The organism is Pseudomonas sp. SDO5215_S409 (assembly GCF_054071325.1).
The window spans coordinates 20,467-27,415 of sequence record NZ_JBSVWN010000070.1; the positions used below are offsets into that span (position 1 = coordinate 20,467).

The following is a 6,949-nucleotide window of genomic DNA, read 5'->3' on the forward strand; positions in this document are numbered from 1 at the left end:
GCCCTCTATCACGCGTCTGGCACGGCCTGGAATGGCGATTCTTTATCCGTACGCTCCTTTTTACCCCAGGCGGCAATGCCGACCTTGAGCGCATAGAACAGGATGCTGAACACCACGAACAGGAACAGCGCGGTCAGCGTTGCGTTGGTGTAGGCGTTCCAGATGACGTGCTGCATCTGGTCGATGCTCTTGGCCGGCGCGAGGATCTGGCCACCGGCCAGCGCATCACTGTATTTCTTGGCCAGCGACAGGAAACCGATCGCAGGGTTGGCATCGAACAGTTTGATGAAGCCTGCGGTGGTGGTGCAGATCAGCAGCCACACTGCCGGCAACAGGGTCACCCAGATATAGCGCTGACGCTTCATTTTGATCAGCACCACGGTGCCGAGCATCAGCGCGATACCGGCCAGCATCTGGTTAGAGATCCCGAACAGCGGCCACAAGGTGTTGATGCCGCCCAGCGGGTCGATCACGCCCTGGTACAGCAAGTAGCCCCACATCGCCACACAACCGGCGGTGGCGATCAGGTTGGCGGTCCACGATTCGGTACGGCGCAGCGCCGGCACGAACGAACCCAGCAGGTCCTGCAGCATGAAGCGGCCGGCACGGGTGCCCGCGTCCACCGCGGTCAGGATGAACAGTGCTTCAAACAGGATCGCGAAGTGATACCAGAACGCCATGGTGTTTTCACCCGGCAACACGCTGTGCAGGATCTGCGCGATCCCCACGGCGAGCGTCGGTGCACCGCCGGCACGGGCCAGGATGGTGGTTTCACCGATGTCATGGGCCACGGCCTGCAACGCATCCGGCGTGATCGCAAACCCCCAGCTGGTCACGGTTTGCGCCACGGCCACCACATCACCGCCAACCACGGCCGCCGGGCTGTTCATGGCGAAGTACACACCCGGCTCGATCACCGACGCGGCAACCATCGCCATGATGGCCACGAACGACTCCATCAACATGCCGCCGTACCCGATGTAGCGGGCGTTGGCTTCGTTGTCCAACAGCTTGGGCGTGGTGCCCGAAGAGATCAGCGCATGGAAACCCGACACCGCGCCGCACGCGATGGTGATGAACAAGAACGGGAACAGGCCGCCCTTCCAGACCGGGCCGGTGCCGTCGATGAACTGGGTCAACGCGGGCATCTTAAGCTCGGGCATGGTCACCAGAATGCCGATGGCCAAGGCGATGATGGTGCCGATTTTAAGAAAGGTGGAGAGGTAGTCCCGCGGGGCCAGGATGAGCCATACCGGCAGTACCGCGGCCACGAAACCGTAGCCGATCAGCATCCAGGTGATCTGGACCCCGGTGAAGGTGAACGCCTTGGCCCACACCGGGTCGGCAGCGATTTGCCCGCCCAGCCAGATCGAACCCAGCAGCAACAGCACGCCGATGATCGAGATTTCACCGATGCGGCCCGGGCGGATATAGCGCATGTAGACGCCCATGAACATCGCGATCGGGATGGTCGCCATCACCGTGAAGATGCCCCACGGGCTCTCGGCCAGGGCCTTGACCACGATCAGCGCCAGCACCGCGAGGATGATGATCATGATCAAGAAGCAGCCAAACAGCGCAATGGTGCCGGGGATGCGGCCCATCTCTTCGCGGACCATGTCGCCCAGGGAGCGGCCGTTGCGGCGGGTGGACAGGAACAGGACCATGAAGTCTTGCACCGCCCCCGCCAGCACCACCCCGGCGATCAGCCAGAGTGTGCCGGGCAAGTAGCCCATCTGCGCCGCCAATACCGGGCCCACCAGCGGGCCTGCGCCAGCGATGGCCGCAAAGTGGTGACCGAACAGAATGTGTTTGTTGGTCGGCACATAGTCCAGACCGTCGTTGTTGAGTACCGCGGGGGTGGCCCGCCGTGGATCGAGTTGCATCACATGGTTGGCGATGAACAAGCTGTAGTAACGGTAGGCAACGAGGTAAATGGCCACTGCTGCGACCACAATCCACAAGGCGTTGATCGCCTCGCCTCTGCGCAAGGCCACGACGCCCAGGGCACACGCACCTACGATTGCCAGCAGCAGCCAGGGTAGGTGGCGTAGCAGGCTATTATTATTTTTCATTTTTATATTCCAGCCGGGGGTTGGACAGAAAGAAAGCCATCCCGAGTGTAGCGCTACTGGCCTCAAAGGCCATCCCCCTACATTGGTCTAGAGCCCTGCAAGGGCAAAAAAAACCCAAATGATGGCCCGGGGCTACAATCCGCTTATCCACAGAGGGTTCAACCATGAGCGAGCAGTCTTCAGAACGACGTCGTTTCCGGCGAATTGCCTTCGATGCCCGCACGACACTGGGGCAAAACGGGCACGCGTGGCCGGTGCAATTGGTGGACTTGTCGCTCAAGGGCCTGTTGGTACAACGCCCCGAGGCCTGGCGGGGGCAGGCCGCCGCGCCGTTCGACGTGGACATCCGCCTGGACCGGGACGCCCACGTGATGATGCAGGTGCGCCTGGCCCATGACGATCATGGGCAGCTGGGGTTTGTGTGCGAGCACATCGACCTGGACTCCATCAGCCACTTGCGGCGGCTGGTGGAGTTGAACCTGGGCGATCCGGCCGAGCTGGAAAGAGAGCTGGGGGCCTTGCTGGCGCTCTGAGTGTTATTCGAACAGGGCGTCCAGCGCCTGCTCCAGGCGCGTCACCGCAATAATCTGCAACCCGGCCGGCGATTCCTTCGGCGCATTGCCCTTGGGCACGATCGCCCGCTTGAAGCCATGCTTGGCCGCCTCTTTCAACCGCTCCTGCCCGCTCGGCACCGGGCGCACTTCGCCCGACAGGCCCACCTCGCCAAACACCAACAGGTCATGGGGCAGCGGCCGGTTGCGCAGGCTGGACATCACCGCCGCCATCAACGCCAGGTCCGACGCGGTTTCCAGCACCTTGACCCCGCCCACCACGTTCAAAAACACGTCCTGGTCATGGGTTGGAATGCCGCCATGGCGATGCAACACCGCCAGCAACATGGCCAGGCGGTTCTGATCCAGGCCCAGCGTGACCCGGCGCGGGTTGGCCAAGTGGCTGTCGTCCACCAGCGCCTGCACTTCCACCAGCATGGGCCGGGTGCCTTCCCACGTCGCCATCACCACACTGCCCGGGACTTCTTCCTGGGCACGGGTCAGAAAAATCGCCGACGGGTTAGAGACTTCTTTCAAGCCCCGGTCGGTCATGGCAAACACGCCCAGTTCGTTCACCGCGCCGAAGCGGTTCTTCACCGCTCGCAACAAGCGCAGGCGCCCATCGGACTCGCCCTCAAAATACAACACGGTGTCGACCATGTGCTCCAACACGCGCGGGCCCGCCAATGCGCCTTCTTTGGTCACATGGCCCACCAGGAAAATCGCCGTGCCGCTCTGCTTGGCATAGCGCACCAGCAGCGCCGCACTCTCGCGCACCTGGGACACGCCGCCCGGCGCCGATTGCAGCTGCTCGGTAAAAATCGTCTGGATCGAGTCGATCACCATCACCTTGGGTTTTTCCACCCGGGCAGTGGCGATGATGCTTTCGATACAGGTTTCGGTCATCACCCGCAGTTGGTCCTGGGGCAACCCCAGGCGACGGGCCCGCATGGCCACTTGCTGTTGGGACTCTTCGCCGGTGACGTACAACGCCGGCATGCGGGCGGCGATGCTGCACAGGGTTTGCAACAAGATGGTCGACTTGCCGATACCCGGGTCGCCGCCGATCAGCACCACCGAGCCGTCCACCAGGCCGCCGCCCAACACGCGGTCCAGTTCGCCTGAGGCGGTGGAGAAACGCGGGATTTCCTCGACACTCACCTCGGCCAGCGTCTTGATCTGCGCCTGTTGCCCGGTCCACCCGGCGCGGCCGGTGGGGGCCGCGGCGCCGCCGCTCTCGATCATGGTTTCGGTCAGGGTGTTCCAGGCCCCGCACTCACTGCACTGGCCGGCCCACTTGGGAAAGGTCGCGCCGCACTCGGTGCAGCCATACATGCGCTTGGCCTTTGCCATTTGAGAACCTCCCAGCGAAAAACCGCGATGATAGCTCAGCGCGGCGCCGGGGTCCGGATTTCACCGCTGGCCAAGCGTGAGGCGCTGTTGCCGTTGGGGTCTTCGGCGTTCAGGTCCGCGCCATGGGCCTTGAGTTCGTCCAGCAGCTCGACGCGCTTGAACAGCCCGGCAAACATGGCCGCGGTCTGGCCCGCGCCGTTGCGCTCGTCGGGGTTGCAGTGTGTCGCCAACAGGCGCTGGGCGATTTTGAGTTCACCCTTGAAAATCGCGCCCATCAGCGCCGTGTTGCCGCGCTTGTCCTGCACACAGGCGTCGGCGCCCGCGCCCAGCAGGCGGTCCACGTAGGCGCCCTGGCCGTGATAGGCGGCGAGGATCAGCGCGGTGTAGCCCTTGTCGTCCTGGGTGTTGAGCGAATAACCGGATTCGATAAAGGTGTTGAGCATCTCGACATCGCCACGGCGGGCGGCGTCAAAGTAGTAATCCTGCAACTGGGCCTTGACCGCTTGCGGGTCGGGCGATTCGGCGCGGGCGGTGAATGTCAGCAACACCAGCAGTAAACCTAGGTAGATACGCATGGGAGTCTCTCCTGCCAAGGGTCGACGCCCCGAGGGGCGCCGACCGCAACCGGCCAATCAGTCGGTCAGTTTTTCCGCCAGCGCCTTCACGCGGGCCAGGTCGCCTTTGGCCACCTTGGTCACGCCGGTGCCGTACTCGGGGTCTGCCTTGTACAGGAACGACAGGATGATCTGTTTGCTCTCGTCATCGGTGGTGGCCAGGGAGCCGCCGAAGTTTTCGATCAGGTCCTGACGCTCTTTCTTACTCATGGAGCGGTACAAATCACCGGCCTGCTTGAAGTTCTGCTCACGCTGGATCTTCGCCTGCTGGGTGCTGCCCGACAGGGCCGACTGGCTGTAGCGCGCGGTTTGCGGCTCGTCACGTGGCAGCAGGCGGCTTGGCTGGTAGTTCACGCCGGTGCTGGTCTTGCCGAAGTTCATCGCGCCGTCCTGGTTACCGTTGTTGACGGTCACCCGTGGGGCGTTGATCGGCAGTTGCAGGGCGTTTGGCCCCAGGCGATACATTTGCGTGTCGGCGTAGGAGAACACCCGGCCTTGCAGCAGGCGGTCTTCCGACGGCTCGATGCCCGGCACCAGGTTGGCCGGGGCCATGGCGACCTGTTCGGTTTCCTGGAAGACGTTCGCCGGGTTGCGGTTGAGCACCATCTGCCCGACTTTGCGCTCCGGTACACCAGGCCAGATCTTGGTGGCGTCCAGCGGGTCGAAGTCGAACTTGGCCAGGTCTTCAGGCTTGAGCACCTGCACGTACAGGTCCCACTTGGGGAAGTCGCCCTTGTTGATATGGGTGACCAGGTCGTTGCTCATGTGGCTGTAGTCACGGCCCTGGACCTCGACCACTTGTTTGGGGTCCAGGTTCTTGATGCCTTGCAGGCTCTTCCAGTGGAACTTGACGTAGTGCACTTCGCCCTTGGCGTTGATCAGCTTGTAGGCGTGCACGCCGTTGCCGTCCATTTCACGGTAGCTGGCCGGGGTGCCGGAGTCCGAGTACAGCTCGGTCAGCGTGCGGGTGGATTCGGGAACATGGGAGAAGAAGTCGAAGCGGCGCGAGTCATCGTCCAGGTTGGTGCGCGGGTCTGGCTTGAAGGCGTGGACCATGTCCGGGAACTTGATGGCGTCGCGGATGAAGAACGTCGGGAAGTTGTTGCCCACCAGGTCCCAGTTGCCTTCGGCGGTGTAGAACTTGGTGGCGAAACCACGCGGGTCACGCAGGGTTTCCGGGGAATGGTTGCCGTGCACCACGGCCGAGAAACGCACGAACACCGGAGTGGCTTCGCCCGCAGCAAACACGCGGGCCTTGGTCAGGTCGCTGAGGTTGTCGGTGACGGTGAACGTACCGTGGGCACCGGTGCCACGGGCGTGTACCACACGCTCCGGGATGCGCTCGCGATCAAAACGTTGCAGTTTCTGAATCAGCTGTACGTCTTGCAACAGCACCGGGCCTGTGGCACCGGCGGTTTGCGAATTTTGGTTGTCGCCCACCGCAGCGCCGTTATCACGCGTGAGGTTGGCGGCTTGAACAGAAAGGGAAAGAACACTGGCGCTCACAATTAACAACACATGCCGCGCAGAAACAGCCCTGCGGCTATTGGAATTTTTCATCGAGGTTTCCTCTGGTTTTTTTATGCACATTGAACTGTGCTTGCCAGAGGCTAGTGACCTGCGCGTCAGAAGATAAATAGAAAACCCGTACCACGCCGATTGAAAAAAAAGTGTGGCAAGGCAACGAGTTAAACGTTATTTCGCGCGCGATTGGTGGCACTTTGCAAACTATTTGAGATTTAATGTGTCGATAAACACGAAGACTGTTAGCAGCGGTGTCGCGCAAGCGGCGCCAGACTGACTTACACTGCACTTCACCAATCAAACTGTAACAAGGGATAACCTATGGGCGTGCTAAGTGAGTTCAAGGCCTTCGCGGTCAAAGGTAATGTGGTCGACATGGCCGTCGGTATTATCATCGGCGCGGCCTTTGGTAAAATTGTTTCCTCGTTTGTAGGCGACGTTGTGATGCCCCCCATCGGTCTGTTGATCGGCGGTGTGGACTTCGGCGACCTGGCCGTGACGCTCAAAGCGGCAGAGGGCAATGTCCCGGCCGTGGTGCTGGCCTACGGCAAGTTCATTCAAAGCGTCATCGACTTCGTGATCATCGCGTTTGCGATCTTCATGGGCGTCAAGGCCGTCAACCGCCTCAAGCGCGAAGAGGCCGTGGCACCCAGCCTGCCGCCGGTGCCGACCAAAGAAGAAGAACTGCTGGGGGAGATCCGCGATCTGCTCAAGGCACAGAACAACAGGCTCCCTTAAGGGGCCTGCACCCCAAAGGCGCCCCCTGCGGCGCCTTTCTTTTGGTTCTTCACGGATTACCGGGAAAGTCATTCTTGATCTTCATGAAAAAGAA

The 6,949-nt window shown here is 61.8% G+C and carries 6 protein-coding genes; 2 read left to right on the forward strand and 4 right to left on the reverse strand.

Going from position 1 to position 6,949, the window contains the following annotated elements; all coding sequences use genetic code 11:
- Positions 1–8: 8 nt before the first annotated feature.
- Entirely contained in the window at positions 9–2,075 is a 2,067-nt protein-coding gene (locus ACW9H9_RS25640; protein WP_457346093.1) for a carbon starvation CstA family protein, read from the reverse strand.
- A gap of 164 nt (positions 2,076–2,239) precedes the next feature.
- Here ACW9H9_RS25640 and ACW9H9_RS25645 point away from each other — a divergent pair, with 164 nt between their 5' ends.
- On the forward strand, positions 2,240–2,608 hold the full coding sequence (locus ACW9H9_RS25645; protein WP_457346095.1) for a PilZ domain-containing protein: 369 nt from the start codon (positions 2,240–2,242) through the stop codon (positions 2,606–2,608).
- Positions 2,609–2,611: 3 nt separating this feature from the next.
- Here the strand turns inward: ACW9H9_RS25645 and radA are convergent, their stop codons facing one another.
- From radA to katB, 3 genes are read right to left on the reverse strand one after another with little or no spacing between them, the layout of a single operon-like run.
- Positions 2,612–3,979 carry a DNA repair protein RadA gene (radA, locus tag ACW9H9_RS25650; RefSeq protein ID WP_457346096.1) on the reverse strand — a complete coding sequence of 456 codons (1,368 nt, stop codon included), beginning with the start codon at positions 3,977–3,979 and terminating at the stop codon, positions 2,612–2,614.
- A 35-nt stretch (positions 3,980–4,014) separates the two neighbouring features.
- Positions 4,015–4,554: an ankyrin repeat domain-containing protein gene (locus ACW9H9_RS25655; protein ID WP_457346097.1), complete on the reverse strand. Its 540-nt coding sequence runs from the start codon at positions 4,552–4,554 to the stop codon at positions 4,015–4,017.
- 57 nt (positions 4,555–4,611) lie between these two features.
- Positions 4,612–6,153 carry a catalase KatB gene (katB, locus tag ACW9H9_RS25660; RefSeq protein WP_457346098.1) on the reverse strand — a complete coding sequence of 514 codons (1,542 nt, stop codon included), beginning with the start codon at positions 6,151–6,153 and terminating at the stop codon, positions 4,612–4,614.
- Between the two features lie 285 nt (positions 6,154–6,438).
- On the opposite strand from katB, the gene mscL reads away from it, so the two are divergent.
- A complete protein-coding gene (gene mscL, locus ACW9H9_RS25665) occupies positions 6,439–6,855 on the forward strand; it encodes a large-conductance mechanosensitive channel protein MscL (protein ID WP_457346099.1) in 417 nt (138 codons plus the stop codon).
- Positions 6,856–6,949: the final 94 nt, after the last annotated feature.

Bases quoted from the DNA above. Each gene is read 5' to 3' on its own strand.
- ACW9H9_RS25640 (WP_457346093.1), bottom strand. From the start codon at position 2,075: ATGAAAAATAATAATAGCCTGCTACGCCACCTACCCTGGCTGCTGCTG.
- ACW9H9_RS25645 (WP_457346095.1), top strand. From the start codon at position 2,240: ATGAGCGAGCAGTCTTCAGAACGACGTCGTTTCCGGCGAATTGCCTTC.
- radA (WP_457346096.1), bottom strand. From the start codon at position 3,979: ATGGCAAAGGCCAAGCGCATGTATGGCTGCACCGAGTGCGGCGCGACC.
- ACW9H9_RS25655 (WP_457346097.1), bottom strand. From the start codon at position 4,554: ATGCGTATCTACCTAGGTTTACTGCTGGTGTTGCTGACATTCACCGCC.
- katB (WP_457346098.1), bottom strand. From the start codon at position 6,153: ATGAAAAATTCCAATAGCCGCAGGGCTGTTTCTGCGCGGCATGTGTTG.
- mscL (WP_457346099.1), top strand. From the start codon at position 6,439: ATGGGCGTGCTAAGTGAGTTCAAGGCCTTCGCGGTCAAAGGTAATGTG.